The organism is Leucobacter sp. CX87, from assembly GCF_018682295.1.
In the GTDB taxonomy this organism is placed as follows: domain Bacteria; phylum Actinomycetota; class Actinomycetes; order Actinomycetales; family Microbacteriaceae; genus Cx-87.
The window spans coordinates 326,356-348,911 of record NZ_JAFIRI010000005.1; the positions used below are offsets into that span (position 1 = coordinate 326,356).

At 68.3% G+C, this 22,556-nt stretch carries 21 protein-coding genes and 1 pseudogene; 12 read left to right on the forward strand and 10 right to left on the reverse strand.

Annotated features, from left to right (window positions below; translation table 11 throughout):
* Nucleotides 1–16 precede the first annotated feature (16 nt).
* The 3 genes from pstA to pstS form a co-directional block, all read right to left on the reverse strand.
* The gene (gene pstA, locus KOE53_RS08660; protein ID WP_188046772.1) at nucleotides 17–1,117 is read right to left on the reverse strand and encodes a phosphate ABC transporter permease PstA; all 1,101 of its coding nucleotides are present in this window, start codon (nucleotides 1,115–1,117) and stop codon (nucleotides 17–19) included.
* Nucleotides 1,117–2,055 carry a phosphate ABC transporter permease subunit PstC gene (gene pstC, locus KOE53_RS08665; protein ID WP_188046771.1) on the reverse strand — a complete coding sequence of 313 codons (939 nt, stop codon included), beginning with the start codon at nucleotides 2,053–2,055 and terminating at the stop codon, nucleotides 1,117–1,119. The genes pstA and pstC overlap by 1 nt, the downstream gene beginning before the upstream one ends.
* Before the next feature lie 105 nt (nucleotides 2,056–2,160).
* On the reverse strand, nucleotides 2,161–3,255 hold the full coding sequence (gene pstS, locus KOE53_RS08670; RefSeq protein WP_188058165.1) for a phosphate ABC transporter substrate-binding protein PstS: 1,095 nt from the start codon (nucleotides 3,253–3,255) through the stop codon (nucleotides 2,161–2,163).
* 177 nt (nucleotides 3,256–3,432) lie between these two features.
* On the opposite strand from pstS, the gene KOE53_RS08675 reads away from it, so the two are divergent.
* Nucleotides 3,433–4,680 (forward strand): CapA family protein, encoded by a 1,248-nt coding sequence (locus tag KOE53_RS08675; protein WP_188046770.1) that lies wholly within the window; start codon nucleotides 3,433–3,435, stop codon nucleotides 4,678–4,680.
* 137 nt (nucleotides 4,681–4,817) lie between these two features.
* Entirely contained in the window at nucleotides 4,818–5,861 is a 1,044-nt protein-coding gene (locus KOE53_RS08680) for an NAD(P)-dependent alcohol dehydrogenase (protein WP_188058166.1), read from the forward strand.
* On the opposite strand, the gene KOE53_RS08685 is transcribed toward KOE53_RS08680, so the two are convergent.
* Genes KOE53_RS08685 through KOE53_RS08705 form a run of 5 tightly spaced genes read right to left on the reverse strand, consistent with a single transcriptional unit; the run spans nucleotide 5,858 to nucleotide 11,454 of the window.
* Entirely contained in the window at nucleotides 5,858–6,769 is a 912-nt protein-coding gene (locus tag KOE53_RS08685) for a diacylglycerol/lipid kinase family protein (protein ID WP_188058167.1), read from the reverse strand. The two genes, KOE53_RS08680 and KOE53_RS08685, sit on opposite strands and share 4 nt — an antisense overlap.
* Entirely contained in the window at nucleotides 6,759–7,712 is a 954-nt protein-coding gene (locus KOE53_RS08690; RefSeq protein ID WP_188058168.1) for an NUDIX hydrolase, read from the reverse strand. Before KOE53_RS08690 ends, KOE53_RS08685 begins: the two co-directional genes overlap by 11 nt.
* Nucleotides 7,709–9,841, reverse strand: coding sequence for an RNA degradosome polyphosphate kinase (locus tag KOE53_RS08695; protein WP_188046210.1), 2,133 nt, complete (start codon nucleotides 9,839–9,841; stop codon nucleotides 7,709–7,711). Before KOE53_RS08695 ends, KOE53_RS08690 begins: the two co-directional genes overlap by 4 nt.
* A 25-nt stretch (nucleotides 9,842–9,866) precedes the next feature.
* A complete protein-coding gene (gene mshD, locus KOE53_RS08700) occupies nucleotides 9,867–10,802 on the reverse strand; it encodes a mycothiol synthase (protein ID WP_251364232.1) in 936 nt (311 codons plus the stop codon).
* Complete coding sequence (locus tag KOE53_RS08705) at nucleotides 10,789–11,454, reverse strand: winged helix-turn-helix domain-containing protein (protein ID WP_188046212.1); 666 nt, start codon at nucleotides 11,452–11,454, stop codon at nucleotides 10,789–10,791. The genes mshD and KOE53_RS08705 overlap by 14 nt, the downstream gene beginning before the upstream one ends.
* A 91-nt stretch (nucleotides 11,455–11,545) precedes the next feature.
* On the opposite strand from KOE53_RS08705, the gene KOE53_RS08710 reads away from it, so the two are divergent.
* The 4 genes from KOE53_RS08710 to KOE53_RS08725 all read left to right on the forward strand — a co-directional run bounded on the left by KOE53_RS08710 (nucleotide 11,546) and on the right by KOE53_RS08725 (nucleotide 14,589).
* The gene (locus KOE53_RS08710; protein WP_251364233.1) at nucleotides 11,546–11,893 is read left to right on the forward strand and encodes a hypothetical protein; all 348 of its coding nucleotides are present in this window, start codon (nucleotides 11,546–11,548) and stop codon (nucleotides 11,891–11,893) included.
* Between the two features lie 175 nt (nucleotides 11,894–12,068).
* Entirely contained in the window at nucleotides 12,069–12,686 is a 618-nt protein-coding gene (locus KOE53_RS08715; RefSeq protein WP_188058169.1) for a nitrobindin family protein, read from the forward strand.
* On the forward strand, nucleotides 12,686–13,807 hold the full coding sequence (ygfZ, locus tag KOE53_RS08720; RefSeq protein WP_188058170.1) for a CAF17-like 4Fe-4S cluster assembly/insertion protein YgfZ: 1,122 nt from the start codon (nucleotides 12,686–12,688) through the stop codon (nucleotides 13,805–13,807). The genes KOE53_RS08715 and ygfZ overlap by 1 nt, the downstream gene beginning before the upstream one ends.
* A 38-nt stretch (nucleotides 13,808–13,845) precedes the next feature.
* Nucleotides 13,846–14,589 carry a phosphoglyceromutase gene (locus KOE53_RS08725; RefSeq protein WP_188046218.1) on the forward strand — a complete coding sequence of 248 codons (744 nt, stop codon included), beginning with the start codon at nucleotides 13,846–13,848 and terminating at the stop codon, nucleotides 14,587–14,589.
* Between the two features lie 66 nt (nucleotides 14,590–14,655).
* On the opposite strand, the gene phoU is transcribed toward KOE53_RS08725, so the two are convergent.
* On the reverse strand, nucleotides 14,656–15,297 hold the full coding sequence (gene phoU, locus KOE53_RS08730) for a phosphate signaling complex protein PhoU (protein WP_188046220.1): 642 nt from the start codon (nucleotides 15,295–15,297) through the stop codon (nucleotides 14,656–14,658).
* A 173-nt stretch (nucleotides 15,298–15,470) separates the two neighbouring features.
* On the opposite strand from phoU, the gene KOE53_RS08735 reads away from it, so the two are divergent.
* Together KOE53_RS08735 and KOE53_RS08740 are read left to right on the forward strand one after the other, a co-directional pair.
* Complete coding sequence (locus KOE53_RS08735; RefSeq protein ID WP_188058171.1) at nucleotides 15,471–16,760, forward strand: sensor histidine kinase; 1,290 nt, start codon at nucleotides 15,471–15,473, stop codon at nucleotides 16,758–16,760.
* A complete protein-coding gene (locus KOE53_RS08740; RefSeq protein WP_188046224.1) occupies nucleotides 16,757–17,446 on the forward strand; it encodes a response regulator in 690 nt (229 codons plus the stop codon). The genes KOE53_RS08735 and KOE53_RS08740 overlap by 4 nt, the downstream gene beginning before the upstream one ends.
* A gap of 74 nt (nucleotides 17,447–17,520) precedes the next feature.
* Here the strand turns inward: KOE53_RS08740 and KOE53_RS08745 are convergent, their stop codons facing one another.
* A complete protein-coding gene (locus tag KOE53_RS08745; protein WP_188058172.1) occupies nucleotides 17,521–18,102 on the reverse strand; it encodes a DNA modification methylase in 582 nt (193 codons plus the stop codon).
* Nucleotides 18,103–18,266: 164 nt separating this feature from the next.
* Here KOE53_RS08745 and KOE53_RS08750 point away from each other — a divergent pair, with 164 nt between their 5' ends.
* The 4 genes and pseudogenes from KOE53_RS08750 (at nucleotide 18,267) to rlmB (ending at nucleotide 22,551) form a co-directional block, all read left to right on the forward strand.
* The gene (locus KOE53_RS08750; RefSeq protein ID WP_188046226.1) at nucleotides 18,267–18,749 is read left to right on the forward strand and encodes a CarD family transcriptional regulator; all 483 of its coding nucleotides are present in this window, start codon (nucleotides 18,267–18,269) and stop codon (nucleotides 18,747–18,749) included.
* 23 nt (nucleotides 18,750–18,772) lie between these two features.
* Nucleotides 18,773–20,085, forward strand: a pseudogene (gene ispD / locus KOE53_RS13920) (2-C-methyl-D-erythritol 4-phosphate cytidylyltransferase).
* Nucleotides 20,086–20,095: 10 nt separating this feature from the next.
* Nucleotides 20,096–21,535 (forward strand): cysteine--tRNA ligase, encoded by a 1,440-nt coding sequence (cysS, locus tag KOE53_RS08760; RefSeq protein ID WP_188058173.1) that lies wholly within the window; start codon nucleotides 20,096–20,098, stop codon nucleotides 21,533–21,535.
* Complete coding sequence (rlmB, locus tag KOE53_RS08765) at nucleotides 21,532–22,551, forward strand: 23S rRNA (guanosine(2251)-2'-O)-methyltransferase RlmB (RefSeq protein ID WP_188058174.1); 1,020 nt, start codon at nucleotides 21,532–21,534, stop codon at nucleotides 22,549–22,551. The genes cysS and rlmB overlap by 4 nt, the downstream gene beginning before the upstream one ends.
* The last annotated feature ends 5 nt before the right edge of the window (nucleotides 22,552–22,556 follow it).

Genomic DNA, 22,556 nt, shown 5'->3' on the forward strand with positions numbered 1-22,556 from the left:
TGCTTGAAGTGGTGGGCTAGCGCCCGGTCTTGGGGGCGAATACCTTCGCCACGAGGCGCGCAATCAGGTTGAGCGCCATCACGATGAGAATGAGCACGAGGGCCGCGGCCCAGGCGCGGTCGAGGAAGGCGAACGCCGGGTTTCCCTGGTTCGCATACTGCGTGTAGACGTAGACCGGCAGCGACTGCATGCGGTCGGCGAACAGGTTGTAGTTCATGCTCGCGGTGAAGCCGGCGGCGATCAAGAGCGGGGCAGTCTCGCCGATCACACGGGCGATGGCGAGCATGACGCCCGTCGTAATGCCGGCGATCGCGGTCGGCAGCACGACCTTGACGATCGTGAGCCACTTGGGCACGCCGAGCGCGTAGGCGGCCTCGCGCAGCTCGTTCGGGACGAGCCGCAGCATCTCCTCGCTCGAGCGCACGACGACCGGGGTCATCAGCACCGCGAGCGCGACGGCACCGGCGATGCCGAGCCGAGCACCCGGGCCGAGGAAGATCGCGAACGCGGCATAGGCGAAGAGGCCGGCGACGATGGATGGAATTCCCGTCATGACGTCGACGAGGAAGGTGATGAGCTTGGCGAGCCGGCCGCGGCCGTACTCGACGAGGTAGATCGAGGTCATGAGGCCGACAGGCACCGAGATGACGGTTGCCGCGAGCGTGATCAGCAGCGTGCCGACCATGGCGTGCAGCGCGCCGCCGCCCTCGCCGGTGACATTGCGCATCGACGAGTTGAAGAACTCGGGGTCCATGCGGTTCACGCCGTTACTGACCACCGTGATGGCGACCGACACGAGCGGCACCATGGCAAGCACGAACGCTGAGGTTACAAGCCCGGTGACCAGGCGGTCGACCGCCTGACGGCGCCCCTCGACGAGGCCCGAGATGAGGGTGAGCGAGGCGAGGTACAGCAGCACGCCGACGACCGAGGCGCCCGGCACGCTGAGCGCCGATCCGTTCGCGGCGGCGAGCAGGCCGAACAGGGCGAACGAGACGGCGAGGGCGATGGCGAGTACGACCCAGGCGGTGCCGCGGGGCAGACGGTTGCTGGCGAGCAGCGAGCCGCCTGAGGTGCGCGAGGAGTTGTCGCGAGTGAGCGTGTCGAATGAGGTCATCAGTTAGCTCCCGAGAACTCTTTGCGGCGGTTCACGATCGCGCGGGCGCCCGCGTTCACGAGGAAGGTGACAACGAACAAGATGAGGCCCGTCGCGATCAATACGTTCACGTTCTCGCCGTACGCCTCGGGGAAGGTGAGCGCGATGTTGGCGGCGATCGTCGAGGGGTTCTGCGAGGTGAGCAGGGCGAGTGACACGGTGCCGGTCGCGGAGAGCACCATGGCCACGGCCATCGTCTCGCCGAGCGCGCGGCCGAGGCCGAGCATGGCGGCCGACACGATGCCGGCGCGGCCGAACGGCAGGACGGCGAGGCGGATCATCTCCCAGCGGGTGGCGCCGAGCGCGAGCGCGGCCTCCTCGTGCAGCACGGGGGCCTGCAGGAAGATCTCGCGGCAGATGGCGGTCATGATGGGCAGGATCATGACCGCGAGCACGACGGACGCCGTGAGGATGGTGCGGCCGGTGCCCGAGACGGGGCCGGCGAAGAGCGGGAACCACCCCATGTTCTCTACGAGCCAGGAGTAGATGGGCTGCACGGCCGGTGCCAGTACGCCGATGCCCCACAGGCCAAAGACGACGGAGGGGACGGCGGCCAGCAGGTCGACAATGTAGCCGAGCGCCTGCGCGAGGCGGCGAGGCGCGTAGTGCGAGATGAAAAGGGCGATGCCGATGGCAAGCGGCAGCGAGATCGCGAGGGCGAGGACCGCGGCCCAGACAGTGCCGAAGACGAGCGGCCCGACGTAGGACCAGAAGTTGCTGGTGAGGACGGAGGCAGTTTCACCGGTGGCGAAGAAGGCCGGGACGCTCTGCACGATGAGGAAGAGCGCGACCGCGGCGAGCGTGACGAGGATCATGCTCCCCGCAAACACCGCCGAACGCGAGAAAACGCGATCGCCGAGGCGGCCAGTGGCCGATCGTTTCGCGGGCAAGACGGTCATCGAGTGGTGATCCTTCTCTCGGACGGTAGGGCGGTGGGCCAGGGGGAAAGCGAGGTGCGGTGCAGGATCCGGGGGCGGGGCGGGAACGCCCCGCCCCCGAGTCGACTACTTGATCGCCGCGATGGCGGTCTCGACCTTGCTGCGCAGGTCGGCCGAGATCGGCGCGCTGCCGGCGGCATCAGCGGCGACCTTCTGGCCGTCCTCGCTCGTCACGTAGGTGAAGTACTCGCGCACCAGCTCGGCGTTGCCGGCCGTCGCGTACTCCTCGCACCCGATGAGGTAGCTCACGAGGACGATCGGGTAGACGCCTGCCTCGGTCGAGGTGCGGTCGATCGCGATCGCGAGGTCGTTCGCGGTGCGGCCCTCCTCGATCGGAGAAACGTCGACGATCGAGGCTGCTGCCTCGGGCGAGTACGCAATGAACTCGTCGCCGACCTTGATCTTCACGGTGCCGAGTTCACCGGCGCGCGATGCGTCGGCATAGCCGATGGTGCCCACGCCGTTCGTGACGGCGTCAACGACACCCGAGGTGCCCTGGGCGGCCTCGCCGCTCGCGAGCGGCCACTCCTCGACCGATCCGTCGGTCCACGCCTCGGGGGCCGCGGCCGACAGGTAGTCGGTGAAGTTGCCGGTCGTGCCCGACTTGTCCGAGCGGTGCACAGCGGTGATCGCCAGGTCGGGCAGCGTTGCGTCGGCGTTCTGCGCGGCGATCGCCGGGTCGTTCCAGTTGGTGATCTTGCCGGTGAAGATGTTGGCGACGGTGGCCGCGTCCAGGTTCAGCGAGTCCACGCCGTCGAGGTTGAAGATCACTGCGATGGGGGAGATGTAGGCGGGGATCTCGACGATGCCCGAGCCTGCGGCGCACCCCTGGAAGGGGCCGGCGGTGATCTCGTCGGTCTTGAACGCGCGATCCGAGCCGGCGAACGCGCTGGCGCCCTGCTGGAAGGTCTCGCGGCCGGCGCCCGAGCCGGACGGGTCGTAGTTGACGGTGACCTTCTCGTGCGCGGTCTGGAAGCCCGCGATCCATGCCTGCTGAGCGGCATCCTGCGACGATGCACCGGCGCCGACGAGCTCGCCGGAGAGGGTCGAGGCCGCGGCCGACGAGTCGGGGGTGGCCGACTCGTTCGCGGCGCACGAGGAGAGCGCCAGGGCGGCCAGGCCGCCGATTGCAACAGCCTTAAGAACGGGAGAAATCTTCACGGAAGAGGTATCCATTTCGATTGCGTGTGGGGAGAGGCGGAACTGCCTCGGTTGAAACGCTAAGCATCCGACATGACGAGTGTCTCGCCTGGAGGTAAACGGAGGGTGAACGAACGGCGCCGAAATGGTGCAGTGGACCGCGACCGCGCGGATCCTGCGCACAGATAGCATGGGGAAATGCGCATTCGGAAGACCCTCGCGGCCCTCGCCGCCGTCACCCTGTTGTTCGGGCTGTCGGCCTGCCAGGCCGAGCCCGATCCGGCTCCGAAGCCCCAGCCGACGGCGGCCCCCACCCCGCCACCCGCCCCCGAGCCGGAGCCGCAGCCGGGCGCAGGCCCCGCCTGCCCGACGGATCACTGCACGACGCTGACGATCACGGGTGACATGCTGTTCCACCCGGGCCTCTGGCGTCCGTTTGCGATCCCGACGACGGCTGAGGGGCGAAACTACGACCTGTTCCCGCTGCTCGAGGGGCAGAAGCCGTACCTCGACCGCAGCGACGTGTCAGTCTGCCAGCAGGAGACCCCGCTCGGTGCCCTCGGTGGCGTCTTCACGGGCTACCCGATCTTCAATACTCCCCCCGAGCTCGCGGTTGCCGCCGCACAGCTCGGCTACGACGTGTGCACGACCGCCAGCAACCACACGATCGACATGGGAACGGAAGGCCTGAACCGCACACTCGACACGCTCGATGCGAACGGCATCAAGCACACCGGCTCGTATCGTTCCGAAGCCGAGGCCAACGAGATCCTGATCGTTGAGGCGAACGGCGCGAAGATCGCGTTCATCACCTCCACCTTCTCGCTCAACGGCTTCGAGCCCGAGGCGGCCTGGCAGGTCGACTACCCGCTCGCGCCCGAGCGCTCGATCGAGAAGGCGCAGCGCGCACGCGATCTCGGCGCCGACCTCGTGATCGGTGTGCAGCACGCGGGTACCGAGTACTCGACCGTTCCCGACGTACAGCAGACCGGTAACGCGCACGCGCTCATGGACAGCGGCCTGTTCGACTTCGTCTACAACCACCACACCCACTCGATCCAGCCGATCGAGCCCTACAACGGCAAGTTCATCGCGTACGGCACCGGCAACGGCATCAGCGAGTCCGCGCCCTACGAGAACCGGGTGAACAATGAGTTCCTGCTGCTTCGCATCCAGTTCGCGAAGCAGGCGGACGGCACCTGGACGACGAACGACCTCGCGTGGGCGCCGGCGACCAACCTGCAAAACGGCGGGTACAAGTGGTGCTCAGTCGCGAGTGACGCCCCGCAGGGGGTCTGCCAGTCGCCCGACTTCGACGCGGATGTGCGCGAGCGCACGCGCGCGACGGTGAATGCGATGGGCGCGGAAGGCGCGGGCGTGCACGAGTTGCTGCTCTCGCAGGATCCGCCCCTCCCCGCGGTTGCCCCGGCCGAGTCGGCGGGGTAGCTCTGCCGCGCCTCGCGCTGCCACCCAATTCTCTGACGAAACGGTCGGGCTCACCCGATACGGTGAAGACGCACGCAGTGTCGCTTTCTGGCGCTCCTTCGGTGCCACCGGCAGTGCATGCGTCCTGAGGAGGAATCATGAAGGCTGTGCGTTTCACTGCGTGGAAGACGTTTCCCTCAATCGAAGAGGTTGAGCGGCCGACTCCCGGCCCCGGCGAGGTCCTTTTGAAGATCGCCGGCGCGGGTGCCTGTCACTCGGATGTCGCGATTTTTGAACAGTTCGACGAGAGCATGGGCACGCAGTTGGCCCCGAGCTACACGCTGGGCCACGAGAACGCCGGCTGGGTCGAAGAGCTGGGCGAGGGCGTCACCGGCATCACGCAGGGCGACGCCTACCTCGTTTACGGCCCCATCGGGTGCGGTGCCTGCCCGGCCTGTTCGCGCGGTCAAGACACCTATTGCCACAATGCGGCGACGCAACCCTACCTCGCGACGGGGCTCGGTCGTGACGGCGGGATGGCCGAGTACATGACGGTGCCCGCGCGCAACCTCGTGCCACTGGGGGACGCTGATCCGGTGGATGCCGCGCCGCTCGCTGACGCGGGCCTGACGCCGTATCACGCGATCAAACTGTCCCTCCCGAAGCTGGCGGGTGGCGGGAAAACCGCCTTGGTGATCGGCCTCGGTGGCCTCGGCCAGATCGCGGTGCAGATCTTGAAGGCGCTCACGGGTGCGACGGTCATCGCGACCGATGTGAAGCCTGAGGCGATGGCCGAGGCCGAGGCAAACGGCGCGGTGACGGTGCCGGGAGGCGACGACCAGGCCGAGCGGATTCGCGCGCTCACCGGGGGCCAGGGCGTCGACGCGGTGTTCGACTTCGTCGGCATCACGGCCACCATCAAGGTGGCGCAGCAGGTCGTCCGCCGTCAGGGACGCATCACGGTCGTCGGCGTCGCTGGCGGCCCCACCACCTGGGACTTCTTCTCGAACCCCTACGAGGCCGAGCTCACGAACACCTACTGGGGCACGATCGAAGAGCTGTACGAGGTCGCCGCGTTGTACCGCGCGGGGCAAATCACGCCCAGCGTGAAGCGCTATCCCATGGATCAGGCGCTCCAGGCCTACCACGACCTGCACGACGGCAAGCTGTCGGGCCGGGCAGTGGTGATGCCGAACGCCTAGGCCCAGACGGTGAGGGCCCCGTCGGCGACACGAATGTCGAAGGGGCCCTCGCCCACGAGCTCGCCGTCGGCGTAGCCGATCTCGCCGGGCGACGCGAGCGTGATCTCTTTGCCGCGCTCGATCGTCACCTCCGGCAAGCCGGGGTGCTTACCCCGGGCGAGCAGCCCGAGCACTGACAAGAGGCGCCGCCGGGTGACCTGGTCCACCGAGATGACGTCCAATTGGCCGTCCTCAGGATTGGCGCCCGGGGTGACCGGGATGCCACCGCCGAGGGTCCGCGTATTCATGACGGTCGTGAGGAGCCCGGGGTAGCGCCGCTTCGCGCCGTCAATCTCAAGCTCGAATGTGCGTGACCCTCCGGCGAGCACCTCCGCGAGCAGCGCGAGTTGGTAGCGCAGCGGTCCGATCGGCATTCGAATCGCGTTGGCGCGGCGATTGATCCGGGCGTCGAATCCGAGTGAGAACCCGCACCCAACCCATCGCTCCACGCCGTTCGCGGAGGTCACGACGAGCGCGTCCACGTGGCGCGGCCGGGCCTCGGCGCGCAGCGCCCGCTTCAGCGCTTTCGCGGGTTGATGTCGCGGGACCCCGAACTCGCGCGCGAAGTCGTTGCCGCTGCCAGCGGGGATGATCGCGAACGGCTTCTCACGTGCCTCAGGGATCTGCAAGAACATGCTCAGCAGCCCGTCGCCGCCGACGAGGAGGAAACCGCGGACATTGGGGGCGGCGCGACGGATCGCGAGCGCGCACTCCGCCTGGTCGCCGCCGGACAACACGGTGACCGGGAGGCCGCGTGAGGCGAGCAGCTCTGCGACGCGGCGCCCCGCCCGTCGACCCCGGCCGAGGGCAGAGTGCGGGTTCACGACCACGCCGAGGGGAAGCTGTGGGGGCGTGGAATTAGTGCTCAACGGGATAGACCTCGACCGAAAGAATGCCGGCGCCCGGGTGGCGCTTCGAGAAGTGAAAGACGGAGAATCCGCCCGGCGGGAGCTGGGTGGACTCGCGCAGGTAGCCGCCGGGCAAGCTACCGGTAGCTAGCACGAGCTCGCGCGCGACATCCGGAAGCACGGGCTGGTGCGTGCAGAGGAGCGTGTTCTTGCCGCGCCGGATTACCTTGCCGACGACCTGGCGGAGTTCGTCCTGTTCGCCGGCCTCCCACGCGTCCTGGCTGAGCCCTTCGTGCACGCGGACGCCCTTGCGCAGGTAGTGCGCAAGCGGCGCGACGGTGCGCATGCAGCGCTCGGCGCTCGACGAGAGAATCCGTGCTGGGCCAAACGCGGCGAGCGACGGGACGAGGTTCTCGGCCTGTTCCTCGCCCGCGTCGGCGAGCGGGCGCAGACGGTCCTCCGGGTGCGCCTCGCTGCGTGGCACCGCCTTTGCATGGCGCAGCAGGATCACCGCAAAGGTGTCGATCGCGTCTCGGGCCGCGAGCCGTTCGAACACTGAGAAGAGTTCGCGATCAGCCGCATAGCTGAGCTTCTTCGCAACCTTTTTGAGGGGCAGCCACTCGAGGGCGGCGATCTCCTTATTCGGGACGAAGGTGGACGCTTGGACCGACGCTTCCGTCGCCTCGGCGGCCCAGTACTGCACCGTCTTCTCGACCCCGCTCGGAAGGGTGTAGTGGATTGTGCCGAGGTTCGCTCCGAGCGCCACCGCAAGCCCGGTCTCTTCGAGCGTCTCGCGCACGGCCGCCTGCGGCATGCTCTCGCCGCGGTCGAGCTTGCCCTTGGGGAACGAGACGTCGCGCTGCTTCGTGCGGTGCACGAGCAGCACCATGATTTCTTCGCCGCCGTCGGGCAGTGTCACCCGCCGCCAGCACACTGTGCCCGCGGCGAGTAGCGCCCCACTCATCGGTTCCGCCGCGAGCGGGCCTCGGTGCGATCGGCCATCACAAGATCTTGCAGGTCGGGCAGAGTTTCTCCCTCGTCGCTGATGACGCGTCGCTGCCAGCTGGCGTCGGGCAGCATGCGCCAGGACGACACGTCGTTACTGAACGCGAACTCGAAGAAGCGGCCGATGCGCGCCAGGTGCTCGCGGTCCACGATGCGCACGAGCACCTCGATGCGACGGTCAAGGTTGCGGTGCATGAGGTCGGCGCTGCCGATGTAGGTGTCCTGTTCGCCGCCGTTCTCAAACGAGAAGATGCGCGAGTGCTCGAGATAGCGGCCGAGCACCGAGCGCACGCGGATGGTCTCGGACAAGCCGGGCACACCGGCCCGGATCGAGCAGATGCCGCGCACCCAGATGTCGATGGGTACGCCGGACTGGCTGGCTCGGTACAGCGCGTCGATGGTCTCTTCATCGACCATGGAGTTCGTCTTGATCTTGATGCCGGACGGAAGGCCTGCGCGCGCGGCTGCTGCCTCGCGCTCGATCCGCTCGAGCAGGCCCGAACGCAGCTGCAGGGGAGCGACGAGGAGGCGGTCGTAGGTCTTCTCGATCGCGTACCCCGAGAGCACGTTGAACAGCTTGGTGACGTCGCGACCGACCTCTTCGGACGAGGTGAACAGGCCGAAGTCCTCGTACACGCGGCTGGTCTTCGGGTTGTAGTTGCCGGTGCCGATGTGGCAGTAGTGCGCGAGGCGTCCTTGTTCTTCGCGAATGACGTGCACGAGCTTGCAGTGTGTCTTCAGCCCCACGAGCCCGTAGACGACGTGGACGCCGGCACGCTCGAGCTTGCGCGCCCAGGTGATATTCGCCTCTTCGTCGAAGCGGGCCTTGATCTCGACGAGCGCGAGCACCTGCTTGCCCGCCTCGGCCGCCTTGATCAGTGACGCCACGATGGGGCTGTCGCCCGAGGTGCGGTACAGGGTCTGCTTGATCGCGAGCACGTTGGGGTCGGTGGCGGCCTGCTCGAGGAAGGCCTGCACACTCGTCGCGAACGACTCGTACGGGTGGTGCACGAGCACCTCGCGACGCGCGATTGCGCCGAGAATGTCGGGGCGTTCGCTCGGTGTGCTCGGCCGGAACTTCGGGTGAGTGACCGGAATGTGCGGCGAGTACTTCAGGTCGGGACGATCGAGCCCGGACAGCGCGAACAGTCCGCTGAGATCGAGGGGTGAGGGCAGCGTGTAGACCTGGTATTCGTCGATGTCGAACTCCCGCACGAGCAATTCGAGCGTTGCCGGGTCCATGTCGTTCGAGATCTCGAGCCGGATGGGCGGACCGAAGCGACGGCGCAGCAACTCCTTCTCGAGTGCCTGGATAAGGTTCTCGGTCTCATCCTCTTCGATCTCCACGTCCTCGTTGCGCGTGACGCGGAATACGTGGTGATCGAGCACCTCCATGCCCGGGAAGAGCCCGTCAAGCTGATTCGCGATGAGCGCCTCGAGCGGGATGAATCGCACGGCGTCGACGGACTCCCGGCGGTCGACCCGGACGTACCGGGGGATCATCTGCGGCACCTTGAGGCGCGCAAACTCGACCTTGTCGTTGCCCGGGTTCAGCACGCGGATCGACAGGTTGAGCGAGAGCCCCGAGATGTACGGGAACGGGTGTGCGGGATCGACCGCGAGCGGCATCAGCACGGGGTAAATGTGCTGCTCGTAGTACTCCGTCAGGATCGCCTGGTCGGCCTCGTCGAGCTCGTCCCAGTCGGCGATCTTGATTCCTGCCTCGGCGAGTGCCGGGCGGACCTGCTCGCGGTAGCAGCGCGCGTGACGCTGCTGCAGCGCCTCGGCTGTCGAGATGATGTCGGCGAGCACGTCGGCGGGCAGGCGGCCGACGTTCGTCGGCACGGCGAGACCGGTGACGATGCGGCGCTTGAGGCCGGCGACGCGCACCATGAAGAACTCGTCAAGGTTTGACGCAAAGATGGCGAGAAAATTTGCCCGCTCCAGCAGCGGCACGGTCGGATCCTCCGCGAGCTCGAGCACGCGCTGGTTGAAGGCGAGCCAGCTGAGCTCGCGGTCGAGGTACCGGTCAGCCGGGAGCGGGGTCGTGGGGATGTCCGCCGGTGTTACCGAGTTCTGCTCCGTCATTCCCCCATTCTGGCACCCGAGGGGGCTAGGAGTGGAAGGAAAGGTCCCGCGACCACTGTTGGCTGCGTGAACTTTCGGTGTATCCGGCGTTTCGATACATCGCCAGGGCGGGCTCGTTCTCGCCCTCGACGTAGAGCGTGACCCGGCTGGGGTGGTGCGCCGCCATGCGCGCGAGCGCAGCCCGGTTCAGCGCGCCGCCGAGCCCTATCCCGGCCACGTCGGGCCGCACGCCGATGGCGTAGAGCTCGGTCTCGACGAGCGGGGTGGTGCCCGGGCTGGGGGTGCTACTGCGGGTGGCCTTCACCCAGGCGGATCCTGCCAGCTCGCCTGCCGCGTCGTGCGCCAGCAGGAGATCGTCGGCGGCGAACCAGGGCTCGCCGGTGCGCGCCAGGAAGTCATCGATCGTGAGGGAGCCCTGTTCGGGATGGTCCGCGAACGCCAGCGCGTTGACCCGCACCCAGTCGGCGGCGTCGTTCGACTCGTCCTCGCTGTGCGGCCGGTATGTGCGCATGGAAAAGCCCTCGGGCAAGCCCGGATCGGCGTCGGGCTGGGGAAGCGCGGCGGGATCGAGGGCGAGCCGCAGCAGCGTGCGTGCGGGGGAGAAGCCGGCCCGCATCAGGATGAGGTCTGCCGCGGGGTTCTCGCCGTGTGACCACGCGACCTGGCGCCCGGCGCCCGCAAGGTCGAGCAACGTGGCGAGGGCCGACGAGCCGATCCCGCGCCCGCGGTGCTCGGGCGCGACGACGAGGTCGATCTCACCGCCGCCGACGACGCCGAGCGCGACGGGAGTGTCGTCCTCGGCGAACAATAGCGCGTGCCGGGTGCCGTGGGCCGCGGCCAGCCGCGCCTCGTCAGAGAGGGGCGACTGCCCGTCGTTTCTCGTCGCGGCGGCAATAATCCGCTCGGCCGCGACCTGGTCCTCGGCGGCGCCTGCGCGCAGCGTGCGCTCACTCAGCATCATCGTTCTCCGATCCGGTAAACCCATAGCCGACGTTGCGGACGGTGCCGATCAGTGAATCGTGCTCGCCGAGCTTCGCGCGCAGCCGACGCACGTGCACGTCCACCGTGCGGGTTCCGCCGTAGTAGTCGGTGCCCCACACTTCGCTGAGCAACTGCTCTCGGGTAAACACTCGATCCGGGTGCGATGCGAGAAACCGCAGGAGCTCAAACTCCTTGTAGGTCAAGTCCAGGGTACGCCCGTGCAGTCGCGCTGTGAAGTTCGCCTCGTCCACGATGACGCCCCCCTGCTGCACCTCGGCGGGCGGCTCGGCCAGGGTCTCGCGTGAGGCCGCGAGCCGCAGCCGGGCCTCGATTTCTGCCGGGCCGGCCCCGGCCAGGATCAGCTCGGCGACGCCCCACTCGGGCGACAGGATCGCGAGCGCGGTTTCGGGCATGACGACGATGACCGGAGCCGCGACCGCGGCGCGCAGGGCGAAGCACACGCTGCGCGCGCGCACCAGGTCGCCGGTCGCGTCGACAATGATCGCGTCGACATCGACAAGATCGACCGCGCGCGAGGCGTCGAGCGGGAGCTGGCGCAGCGAGTGGGGAAGGAGCGCGAGGGCGGGCAGCGGAACGCTCGGGTCGCCGTCACTCAGGGCGAGGAGGCGCATGCGCTGCTCCTTCCGTTGCCGATCGGTTGTCGGCGCTCGTCGATTCTAGCGAGCACAGGCGCGCGATCCCACGTCATGACAGAATGGCGCTATGACGAACCCCGCGCCTGACCCGGCCGCTGGCGGCGGCGGCGCCGCCCCGAACGAGCCAGCCGTGCCCGTTTCGCCGGTCGACAAATGGCACTTTGGTCGCATGTTCTTCGCCTGGGGCTTCGCAGCGGTCTGCGGCATCCTGGTCTCGGTGCTTGCGCCTGAAGCCTTGCGCTTCGAGTGGCTCGCCCTCGCCGTTGGCGCGAGCGTGCTCGTCACGTTCGCCCTGCAACTGGGCACCGCGCAGCGCGAGGGCTTTATCACCCGCACCGCGTTTAGCGTTGCGGGGGCCACCGTCATCATCGCGTTGATCGACATCGTCGGACTGATCATCGCCCAGTCCCGCTGATAGGATGTGACCATGCTCGCACTTGAACTTTTCTTCATCGGACTGCTGGGACTCGCTTCGCTTTCCATCATGTGGATCGCCGGCGTCGTGGTGTACAAGCTTTTCGCGGGCCAGCGCTAAGCGTTCGCGCCCATTCGATTTCGCGCCCGCCACGCGGCCGCGCCGGGAGGACACCATGATCGAGATTCCCACCGACCTTCCCGCTGAGCTTGTGCCCCTGTCGTGGCTGCTCGGTGTCTGGGAGGGTGTCGGCGTCATTGACTACGAAGTCGACGGCGAACACCTCTCGGCCGAGTTCGGCCACCGGGTCAGTTTCTCTCACGATGGCACCCCGGTACTGAACTACAGCTCGAGCGCGTGGCTGCTGGGTTCCGCCGGAACCGACGAGGCCGAGCAGGCCGTGCGCTCGCTCGCGAGCGAGGTCGGCTTCTGGGAACTCGCCCGCCCGCTGGGCGCCAGCGATCCCGGCCCCGGGCTCTTGCCCCCGACTGCACCTCCCCACACGGCGACGGCGGACGATGTCGAGGAACTGCGCAATGCTGAGGGCTCGTTTGACCTTCGCGTCTCGATCGCCCACTCGACCGGAATGGCGGAGCTCTATCTCGGCACGATCCGCGGCCCCCGCATCGACCTCGCCTCCGACGCGGTCGTCCGCGGCGCTGGCACCAAGGAGCTCACCGCGTCGACCCGCATGTACGGACTCGTCGACAATCACCTCCTGTGGGCGTGGGACATCGCCGCGCTCGGGCAAGAGCTGCGCAGTCACGCGTCCGCTCGACTCGCGCGCGTCTGATGCCCGGATTCGCGGATCTACCCGGCGCCGTCCTCGCCGAGGCGGGAGCGCCGGCTCACTTCGGTTCGCCGCTGATTGAGCAGCGCGCGCTCGCGGAGGGCCGCGCGGCAGTGGAACTTCCGCATCGGGGCGCCGTGCGCGTCTCCGGCCCCGACCGGCTGCGCTGGCTGGACTCGATGACCAGTCAGCGGTTGACCGACCTGGCCGCGGGAGACAGCGCTGAGACGCTGCTCCTCGACCCGAACGGTCGCATTCTGCACGCCATTCGTGTGGTGGACGACGGGGAGCGCGCCTGGCTGCTGGTGGACGAGGACGAAGCGCCCGCCCTCACCGACTTTCTCACTCGCATGCGGTTCGCGCTGCGCGTCGAGGTCGCCGACGTCTCCGCAGAGACCATCGCCTACGTCGCCTTCGCGAACACTCCGGCCGGATCCGACGGTCCGGCGCTTGCCGCCCTCCGCGGCGTTCCCGGCCTGCTCGCCGAATGGCGAGACCCGTGGGCCGAGGTGGCGCGCGGCGGTCACCAGTACGCGGTCCCTGAGGTGCACCCCGGCGCCGACTGGAGCGCACATCATCTCCTCTTCGAGCGGGCCTCGGCCGGCTTGGTCGTGGACCTAGTGCGCTCCGGTGCCCTGCTCGCCGCTGGCCTACTGTCCCTTGATGCGCTGGAGGTGCGGGCCTGGCGCCCGAGCCGTCACGGCGAGGTCGACGAGCGCGCGATCCCGCACGAGTTCGACTGGCTGCGCAGCGCAGTGCACCTGACCAAGGGCTGCTACCGAGGTCAAGAGACCGTGGCGAAGGTACACAATCTCGGTCACCCACCGCGGCGCCTCGCCCTCCTGTTCCTGGACGGCTCGGAGGGGGCGCTCCCGCCGCACGGCTCGCTCGTGTTCCTCGCGGGGGCAGACGCCGACGCACGCCCCATCGGGCGCATCACCCGTGCCGCGAACCACTACGAGTGGGGCGGGGTGGCGCTCGCGCTCCTTAAACGGTCTACCTCGATCGACGCGGCGGTGGAGATCCGCCCCGAGGGCTTCGCCCCGATCGTGTGCTCCCAGGAGGAGATCGTGCCGGCCGATGCGGGCGCGACCCGCGAGATTCCTCGCCTGCGCCGCCTGTAGCTGACGAGCGGGGGTGCCATTTCGGCTACGCTGGAGGCATGAGCCACACCCTGATTCTGCTGCGCCACGGCCAGAGCGAATGGAACGAAAAGAACCTGTTCACCGGTTGGGTGGACGTGCGCCTCACTGAGCGCGGACGCAGCGAGGCCGGCCGCGCCGGCACGTTGCTCGCCGAGGCCGGGATCCTGCCTGACGTGCTGCACACCTCGGTGCTCAGTCGCGCGATCCAGACGTCGAACCTCGCCCTCGAGACCGCCGATCGCCTCTGGATCCCGGTGCGCCGCTCGTGGCGCCTGAACGAGCGTCACTACGGCGCGCTGCAGGGCATGGACAAGGCGCAGACGCTCGAGGAGTTCGGCGAGGAGCAGTTCATGCTCTGGCGTCGTTCGTTCGACACGCCCCCGCCCGTGCTCGACGACTCGAGCGAGTGGTCGCAGGCGGGTGACCCGCGCTACGTCGGCATCGACGGGGAGCAGCCGCGCACCGAGTGCCTGAAGGACGTTATCGACCGCCTCATCCCGTACTGGGAGGGCGAGATTCAGCCCGACCTCGCGGCCGGCCACACGGTACTCGTCACGGCGCACGGCAACTCGCTGCGCGCGCTCGTCAAGCACCTTGAGGGCATCTCCGACGAGGACATCGCGGGCCTGAACATCCCGACGGGCATCCCGCTCGTGTACGAACTCGACGACAACTTCGTGCCGACCGGACCGGGGCGCTACCTCGACCCCGAGGCCGCTGCCGCGGGCGCCGCGGCCGTTGCCTCGCAGGGCAAGGCCTAACCCAGAGCTGCAACGAGAAAGCGGCCGGCACCCTCGGGTGCCGGCCGCTTTCTCGTGGGCGGTTGACTACGACCAGTCGCCGCTCAGGAAGTAGTTCACCTTCTTGGTGACGCTCACCGCGTGGTCGCCAAAGCGCTCGTGGTAGCGGCTGGCGAGCGTCGCATCCACGACGTTCGTGCGGTCCGCGCGGAGGTCGTCGCTGAGTACCTTCTCGAACACGCGGGCGTGCAACTCGTCGAGCTGATCGTCCAGGTCGCGGATCTCGCCGATGATGCGGGGATCCTGCTCGCGCAGCAGCTGGGTGAGCTTCGCGGCCATCGCCACATCGAGATCGCCCATCTTCGAGAAGATCTTCGTCAGCCCCTTCGGGATCGCGCTCTCGGGGAAGCGGTAGCGGGCGAGCTGCGCGATGTGCTGGGCGATGTCGCCCATGCGCTCGAGCGAGGCGCTCATGCGCAGCGCCCCCACGACGAGGCGCAGGTCTGAGGCGACCGGCTGCTGCCGGGCGAGGATCGTGATGGTCAGCTCGTCCAGGTCGGTCGCAAGGCGGTCGATCTCGTCGTCCGCGTCGATGACGGCCTCAGCGAGCGTAACGTCGGACTCGCGAAATGCGGTGGTCGCGCGCTGGATGGCGACCTCGACAAGCTCGGAAATCTCGACGAGGCGATCCTGTACCTCGCGCAGTTCCTGTTGAAATACTTCGCGCACGCGACGGTTCCCTTCTCGGCGGATGGTGCAACGGCGCATTCGCAGCCCTCGCACCCGCAATCTTTCCTGGCCAGAGTGAATTCGATCCGGCCCCCAGGTGAACGATAGCTGAACACTCGCCCGGGTTGCGAGATCCTGCCGGAACGGTACAGCCCGCGGCCTAGCATGGAGGCATGTCACCGTCCCTCCTCGTGTTGCTCTCGGTCGGGCTCGGCGTTGTCTTCGGCGTCCTCGCCGTTGGTACCGTGGTCATCGCCCGTTCGCTTGCTCGCCGCCGCGCGGCCGCGATGCACCCGGAGATCCCGCCGGTCGCCGTCAAGATCCTCGAAGAACTCCGCGGGTTCGGCGTCATCCTGGACGCCTCGCTCTCGCCCGTCTTCGCGAACCGGCCGGCGCGCGAGCACGAGACGATCACCGGTGAGCAGCTCCTCACCCCCGAGTTTCTGGGGCGCGCCCGCGAGGTGCTGGCCACGGGCCTGCCCTATACCCGTGAGCCCGGCGACGGCGACGACGCGATCTGGCTGCGGGTGTTCCCCCTCGGCGACCGCTTCGTCGTGGTGCTCGCCGACGATCAGGGTGAAGAACAGCGCGTGAACGCCATGCGTCGCGACTTCATTACGAACATCAGCCACGAACTGAAGACCCCCATCAGCGCGATCGGTCTCCTCTCGGAGGCCGTGCAGGAGGCGGCGGACGACCCCGCGATGGTCCGCACCTTCTCGAAGAAGCTCATCAAGGAATCGCGTCGCCTCGCCGAGCTCGCCCGCGACGTGATCCGCCTGTCCGAGGCGCAGTCGACCTTGCTGCCCGAACAGCGCGAGCGGGTCGACCTGCGCGCGCTCGTGCGCCAGGAAGTGGACGCCCACCGCATCCTCGCGGGGGAGCGCCGGGTGGAGCTCGTCGTCATCGAGTCCGACGCCGCCGACGCCGCGCGCGCCGCCGTGATGCTGGGGCGCCCGAGCGCCCTCGGTGTGGCAGTGGCGAACCTGCTCTCCAACGCGATCGAGCATTCGCCGCCCGGCGGTCGAGTCGGGATCGGCATGGAGTTTGAGGGCCGCGCGCTGGTCGTGACGGTCACCGATCAGGGCAAGGGCATCGCCGCGGAGCACTTGCCGCGCGTCTTTGAGCGATTCTTCCGCGTCGACGACGGCCGCAGTCGCGACGAGGGCGGCACTGGCCTCGGCCTGAGCATCGTCCGGCACACGCTGCGGAGCCACGGCGGCGATGTCGACGCCTGGTCACAGCCCGGGGTGGGCTCGAGCTTTTCGCTCACCTTCCCGCTCGCCGAGGGGGGCGACGAGGGGCGAGGCAAGCGTTCTAAGAAGGCAAAGAAGTCGGGGCGCAAGCCCGGAAAGACTGCGAAGTCGGCACGACCCGCGCTCACCGCGCAGGGTGACGAGCCGACAGGGATCACGGGTGCGCGCCTCGGGGCCGCACCGAGCGAACTGGGGGAGAACTCATGACACAGCGCATCCTGCTCGTCGAGGACGAGGAGTCGATCTCGCAGCCACTCGCGTATCTGCTGGAGCGGGAGGGGTACTCCGTGCGCGTGGTCGGCGACGGCAACCTCGCCGTCCAGGCGTTTGGTGAGGAGACGTTCGACCTGGTGCTGCTCGATCTCATGTTGCCGGGGCTGCCAGGCACCGAGGTGTGCCGTTCGATTCGGGCACGCTCGCAGGTCCCCATCGTCATGCTGACGGCGAAGGACAGCGAGATCGACATCGTCGTCGGGCTTGAACTCGGCGCCGACGACTACATCACGAAGCCGTACTCGACCCGCGAGCTGCTCGCGCGGATCCGGGCCGCGCTCAGACGGCGGGGCATCGAGCCGGAGGCGCCGCTGGACCAAGCTGGCGTGCTTGAGGTGGCCGATATTCGGCTCGACACCGACCGGCACTCAGTGACGGTGCGCGGCGAGGAGGTGGCGATGCCGCTGCGGGAGTTCGAGCTGCTGGAGCTGCTCATGCAGAATGCTGGCCGCGTGCTCACCCGCGGCCAGCTGATCGACCGCGTCTGGGGTAGCAACTACTACGGCGACACGAAGACCCTCGACGTGCACATCAAGCGCATCCGCTCGCGCATCGAAGAGTCGCCGAGCTCGCCCACTTTGCTGAGCACGGTGCGCGGCGTCGGCTACCGCTTCAACTAGCCACACACGAACAGAGCCCCGCCGCCCAGAAGGGCGAGCGGGGCTCTGTTCGTGTTACTGCCGAAAAGCGGAGGTTATTCGGCGGCCGGGGTGGTCGTGGTTGCCTCGACGTCGGTCTCGGGGACCTCTTCGCCGGTCAAATCGTCAGTCGCGGGCAGTGCGGCCTTCAGCTGGGCTGCGGTCAAGACGTAGTTTGCGTACTCCGCCAGGGTGCCGTCAAGAATGGGGACGTCGCGCTGGACCTCGGTCGAGTTACCCGACTGCAGGTAGACGCTCGCCAGGGCGCCGGCGCGTGCGGCCGGATCCTGCACGATTGCAAGGTCAAGATCCGAGCTGGGATCGCCGAATTTGGTAGTGCCAGGCTCGATCTCGAAGGTGTGCACCGTCTGCTGGCTGTCGCTCGAGACGATCGTCATTGAGAGCTGCTGCACGCTGTCGCTCGAGTTCACCGCCGTGAAGACGGTGTTCAGGACGCCGTTCTCCTCGGAGACGACAAGGAGAAGGTTGCGCACCTCGACGGCGCCAGCATTCGCATCGATGCCATCGCTCGGGGCGTAGGGGGTCAGGGTGCCCTGGTGTGCGATCAGGCTGCAGCCAGTCGCGCCAAGGGCGATGACGGCCGCGAGCGCGACAGACGAGACGATCCGGGTGTTCAACGTGGGTCCTCCGAAGCTGGTGCTTTTCCAGGGTCAGTCACCCTGCGGATGACAGTCAGATTGATTCTATCTCCCGTGGCGAATGGTGTGCAGCTTAGGATACCCTAACTAAGGCGTGTCGAGTGTGGTATTCTAGGGGCTGGACTGTTAAAGGAGCTCACTCGATGCAATTTGAGGTTGGCGAGACTGTTGTCTACCCCCACCACGGCGCGGCGAAGATCATTGAGGTCAAGAAGCGCAAGCTCGGCGGTGAAGAGAAGCTCTTCCTGAAGCTGCAGGTGAACCAGGGCGATCTGACCATTGAGGTACCCGCGGAGAACTGCGACCTCGTCGGCGTTCGTGACGTCATCGACCAGGAAGGGCTCGAGCGCGTCTTCGAGGTGCTCCGCACCCCGTTCACGGAAGAGCCGACCAACTGGTCGCGCCGGTACAAGGCGAACCTTGAGAAGCTCGCCTCCGGCGACGTCATCAAGGTGTCGGAGGTCGTGCGCGACCTGTGGCGCCGCGATCAGGATCGCGGCCTCTCGGCTGGAGAGAAGCGCATGCTTGCGAAGGCGCGCCAGATTCTCGTGTCTGAGCTGGCGCTCGCCGAGAAGACCGACGAGGAGCGCGCGGGCGCGGTACTCGACGAAGTACTGGCCTCCTAGTAGCTTCGCTCCCTCGGGCACCCGTGACACAACCGACGGCCACAGGTCCGCACCCGCTCGCCCGCTTGGGCGTGATCGTGGTCGCGGCCGGCCGAGGCGAACGACTCGGCGCGAGCGTCCCCAAAGCTTTTACGAGCATTGGCGGGCGCTCGCTGCTTGAGCATGCCCTCTGTACTGTGGCCTCGCTCCCCGGCGGCGGCCAACTCGTGCTGGTCGTTCCGCAGGATCGCGCCGCCGAAGTACTGGAACTCGTTGCCGCCAGTCCGGCCGAGGCGCACGGCTGGCATGTGGCGGTCGTGGCCGGGGGCCGTGAGCGTCACGAATCGGTGCGCTTCGGGATCGAGGCGCTCGTGCCGTCGATCGACACCGTGCTCGTGCACGACGCCGCTCGCCCCCTCACTTCTGGCGCGCTGTTCGCGCGGGTCGCCGCCGAGGTGCACCGCACCGGCGAGGCCGTCGTGCCCGGCAGCCCGGTCGCCGACACGCTCAAGCGGGTCACGGCTGACGGCATCGTCCAGGAGACCGTCTCGCGCGCCGATCTGGTCGCCGTGCAGACTCCGCAGGGCTTTCCGCGCGAACTGCTCGAGGCGGCGCACGCCGGCCTCGGCGCACGCGGTTCAGCGCACGCGCTTCCGACTGACGATGCCGAGGTCGTGCAGCTTGCCGGCGGCCACGTCCGCGTCGTCCCTGGCGAGCTGCGTGCGCACAAGCTCACGACCGCCGCCGACGCCGCCCTCCTGGAGGCGCTGTGGCAGGCCTCGGTTGGGCGAGCGGACTCGACGGGCGCTGCCCGTGACGGGGAGGACCGATGACCCCCGAGATCCGCGTCGGCAGCGGCGTCGATGTGCACGCGTTTGACCCCGCGTCTCCGCTTCGCCTCGCTGGCCTTGACTGGCCCGGCGAACCCGGCCTCGCGGGCCACAGCGACGGTGACGCGGTCTGTCACGCGATCGTCGACGCCCTCCTCTCGGCGGCTGGCCTGGGCGACATCGGCTCGCGGTTTGGCACCGCTGACCCGCAGTACGCGGGGGCGCGCAGCGCCGTGTTTGTCACCGACACCCTCGCGCTCCTGGCCCAGCACGGCTGGCGGCCGATCAACGTGACCGTGCAGATCGTGGGGGAGCACCCGCGATTCTCCCCGCGTCGCGCCGAGGCGCAGGCGGCGATGACCGCGCTCGTGGGTGCTCCGGTCAGTATTGGGGCCACGACGACCGATGGTCTGGGCTTCACCGGACGAGGCGAGGGCCTCGCGGCGCTCGCCACGGCATTGATTGGGGCGGATCCTGGTGGCGCCCCCGCGGGGAAAATCGCAGGTAACGCCAGCGCGACCGCGTAGGCTTGCACCCGTGCAACAACGGATTTACGACTCCAGACGACAAGAGGTCGTTGACTTTGACCCCCGGATTCCGGGCGAGGTCGGTCTCTACGTGTGTGGTCCCACCGTGCAGTCGGCGCCGCATATCGGCCACCTGCGCAGCGCGCTCGTGTACGACCAGATGCGCCGCTGGTTTGCCGCGACCGGGTTGCAGGTCACGCTGATTCGGAACGTGACCGACATCGACGACAAGATCCTCGATCGGGCGAAGGCATCGGCCGAGGCCGGCGAGCCCGAAGAATGGTGGGCGCTCGCCTACCGTGTTGAGCGCGAGTTCACCGCCGCCTACGACGCGATCGGTGTGACGGCGCCGACCTACGAGCCACGCGCCACCGCGAACATTGCGCAGATGGTCGAGCTGATCGAGCGGCTGATCGAGCGCGGTCATGCCTACCCCGCGGCCGACGGCAGCGCGAGCGTCTACTTCGACACCGGCAGCTGGCCGCAGTACGGCGAGTTGACTCGCCAGCGCGCCGACCAGATGGAAGCCGCAGCCGACAGCGAGCCGGTCGGCAAGCGCGACCCGCGCGACTTTGCGCTGTGGAAGGCGCACCGCGCACACGAGCCCGAAAGCGCGGCCTGGCCGTCGCCCTGGGGCCTCGGCCGCCCCGGCTGGCACATCGAGTGCTCGGCGATGGCCGCGCGCTACCTCGGCGGCGAGTTCGACATCCACGGCGGTGGGCTCGACCTGCGCTTCCCCCACCACGAGAACGAGCTGGCGCAGTCGACCGCGGCGGGCGATGCGTTCGCCCGGTACTGGGTGCACAACGGCCTCGTGAACACCGGCGGCCAGAAGATGTCGAAGTCGCTCGGCAACTCGCTCTTCGCCCATGACCTGCTGGCGCAAGCGCGGCCCGTCGTGCTGCGGTACTTCCTCGGCTCGGCGCACTATCGCTCGGTCCTCGACTATCAGCCCGATGCGCTCGTCGAGGCGGCCGCGGCGTTTGAGCGCATCGAGGCGTTCCTCGAGCGTGCCGAGCGTGTGCTCGGTACCGTCGCCGCCCCTCGGGGCGGACGGGCGCGCCTGGCAGAGCTCCCCGCTGAGTTTGTCGCGGCGATGGTCGACGACTTCGCCACCCCGCTCGCCCTCGCGGCGCTGCACCAGACGATTCGCGCGGGGAACACCGCGCTCGACGCCGGCGACAAAGAATTGGCCGCTGCGCGCGCAGACGAGGTCGTCGCAATGCTCGACGTGCTCGGTATCGACCCGCGCGATCCGCTCTGGACGAAGTCGTCCGACGCGGGCTCCGACCGGGCGCTGGACGCGCTCGTCACTGAACTTATCGCTGAGCGACGGACGGCTCGCGCCGCCCGCGACTTTGCGACCGGCGACGCGATCCGCGACCGCCTCTTGGCGGCAGGGATCGCCTTGGAAGACACCCAAAATGGAACCCACTGGAGTCTCACATGAGTAGCAAGCACGGGCGCGGCGGCGCTGTCCGCAAGAAGAGTCGCGGCAAGGCCGTCGGTTCAGGAGGCCAGGGGCGTCAGGCGCTCGAGGGCCGCGGACCGACGCCGAAGGCGGAAGACCGCACCTACCACGTCAAGGGCAAGGCGAAGCTGGCGCGGGAGCGCTACGTCGCAGCCGGCGGCAAGGATCCGCGCAAGGGCGGACGCCCGAGCGGCGAGCGCAGCCAGCGCGGAGGCAGCGGCAAGCGCAGCGAAGACATTGAGTTGGTCACCGGCCGCAACGCGGTGCTTGAGGCACTGCGTACGCGCACCCCCTCGACCGCACTCTACGTCGCGGCGAAGGTCGAAATGGACGAGCGCATGCGCGAGATCCTGGGCCTGGCCGTGGGCCGCAACATCCCGGTGCTCGAGATCATGCGCGCCGAGATGGACCGCATGGTGTCGCGCGACTCGGTGCACCAGGGCATCGTTCTCAAGGTTCCGCCGTACAAGTACGCGCACCCGGAGGAGCTGCTCGACCAGGTCCTCGATCGCAACCAGACCCCGCTGCTCGTCGCGCTCGATGGCATCACGGACCCCCGCAACCTCGGCGCGATCATTCGTTCCGTCGCCGCGTTTGGCGGCCAGGGCGTCATCGTGCCGCAGCGCCGCTCGGTCGGCCTCACGGCCTCTGCATGGAAGACGTCGGCCGGAGCCGCAGCTCGGGTGCCGGTGGCTATGGCCGCGAACCTCACGCAGACCATCAAGACGTTCAAGGACCGCGGCGTCTTCGTCGTGGGCATGGACGGCGGCGGCGACGTCTCGCTGCCCGGCCTGGACCTGGCCGACCGCCCGCTGCTGATCGTGATCGGCAGCGAGGGCAAGGGCCTGTCCCGCCTCGTGACCGAGCACTGTGACGCCATTGTCTCGGTGCCCATCAATGCAGCGACCGAGTCGTTGAACGCCGGCATCGCGGCGAGCGTCGCGCTCTACGAAGTGTCGAAGCTCCGCGCCGAGCGCGCGCGCCCAGCGAAGTAGTCCTT

Coding starts and splice junctions, on each gene's coding strand:
- KOE53_RS08715 (WP_188058169.1), top strand. CDS start 12,069: ATGATCGAGATTCCCACCGACCTTCCCGCTGAGCTTGTGCCCCTGTCG.
- KOE53_RS08725 (WP_188046218.1), top strand. CDS start 13,846: ATGAGCCACACCCTGATTCTGCTGCGCCACGGCCAGAGCGAATGGAAC.
- KOE53_RS08735 (WP_188058171.1), top strand. CDS start 15,471: ATGTCACCGTCCCTCCTCGTGTTGCTCTCGGTCGGGCTCGGCGTTGTC.
- pstA (WP_188046772.1), bottom strand. CDS start 1,117: ATGACCTCATTCGACACGCTCACTCGCGACAACTCCTCGCGCACCTCA.
- rlmB (WP_188058174.1), top strand. CDS start 21,532: ATGAGTAGCAAGCACGGGCGCGGCGGCGCTGTCCGCAAGAAGAGTCGC.
- KOE53_RS08675 (WP_188046770.1), top strand. CDS start 3,433: ATGCGCATTCGGAAGACCCTCGCGGCCCTCGCCGCCGTCACCCTGTTG.
- KOE53_RS08750 (WP_188046226.1), top strand. CDS start 18,267: ATGCAATTTGAGGTTGGCGAGACTGTTGTCTACCCCCACCACGGCGCG.
- KOE53_RS08695 (WP_188046210.1), bottom strand. CDS start 9,841: ATGACGGAGCAGAACTCGGTAACACCGGCGGACATCCCCACGACCCCG.
- KOE53_RS08710 (WP_251364233.1), top strand. CDS start 11,546: ATGACGAACCCCGCGCCTGACCCGGCCGCTGGCGGCGGCGGCGCCGCC.
- KOE53_RS08690 (WP_188058168.1), bottom strand. CDS start 7,712: ATGAGTGGGGCGCTACTCGCCGCGGGCACAGTGTGCTGGCGGCGGGTG.
- KOE53_RS08680 (WP_188058166.1), top strand. CDS start 4,818: ATGAAGGCTGTGCGTTTCACTGCGTGGAAGACGTTTCCCTCAATCGAA.
- ygfZ (WP_188058170.1), top strand. CDS start 12,686: ATGCCCGGATTCGCGGATCTACCCGGCGCCGTCCTCGCCGAGGCGGGA.
- KOE53_RS08740 (WP_188046224.1), top strand. CDS start 16,757: ATGACACAGCGCATCCTGCTCGTCGAGGACGAGGAGTCGATCTCGCAG.
- pstC (WP_188046771.1), bottom strand. CDS start 2,055: ATGACCGTCTTGCCCGCGAAACGATCGGCCACTGGCCGCCTCGGCGAT.
- mshD (WP_251364232.1), bottom strand. CDS start 10,802: ATGATGCTGAGTGAGCGCACGCTGCGCGCAGGCGCCGCCGAGGACCAG.
- KOE53_RS08705 (WP_188046212.1), bottom strand. CDS start 11,454: ATGCGCCTCCTCGCCCTGAGTGACGGCGACCCGAGCGTTCCGCTGCCC.